This is a genomic window from Mesorhizobium sp. M2E.F.Ca.ET.209.01.1.1 (assembly GCF_004010375.2).
Taxonomy (GTDB): Bacteria; Pseudomonadota; Alphaproteobacteria; order Rhizobiales; family Rhizobiaceae; genus Mesorhizobium.
Genome location: NZ_SADP02000387.1, coordinates 1 through 377 on the forward strand (window position 1 = coordinate 1; position 377 = coordinate 377).

Below are 377 nucleotides of genomic sequence, written 5' to 3' on the forward strand. Positions count from 1 at the left end.
CCGGCGTCGGGCTTTTCTACTATGCCGGCCACGGCCTTCAGGTCGACGGCCGCAATTACATCGTGCCGGTCGACGCCAGGCTCGACATGCCGGTGAAGCTGCAGCTCGAAGCCGTGCCGATCGACGAAGTCCTCGACATCATGGAACAGCAGACCAAGGTCAGCCTGGTCTTCCTCGATGCCTGCCGCAACAACCCGTTTGCCCGCAGCCTGAGCCGCACCGCCACCACCCGCTCGGCGACGGCGCTGGCGGGTCTGGCGCAGTTCGATTGGACGCGCGGTTCCTTCATCGCTTTTTCGACCGCGCCCGGTGCTGTCGCCATGGACGGCAGCGGGCGCAACTCGCCCTTCGCCAAGGCCCTGCTGCGCCATATCGCC

Annotated in this window: 1 protein-coding gene; it reads left to right on the plus strand. The window is 66.6% G+C overall.

What is annotated here, in order from left to right:
- A partial coding sequence (locus EN852_RS36110) for a caspase family protein (protein ID WP_189546413.1) occupies positions 1-377 on the plus strand: 377 nt, incomplete at both ends.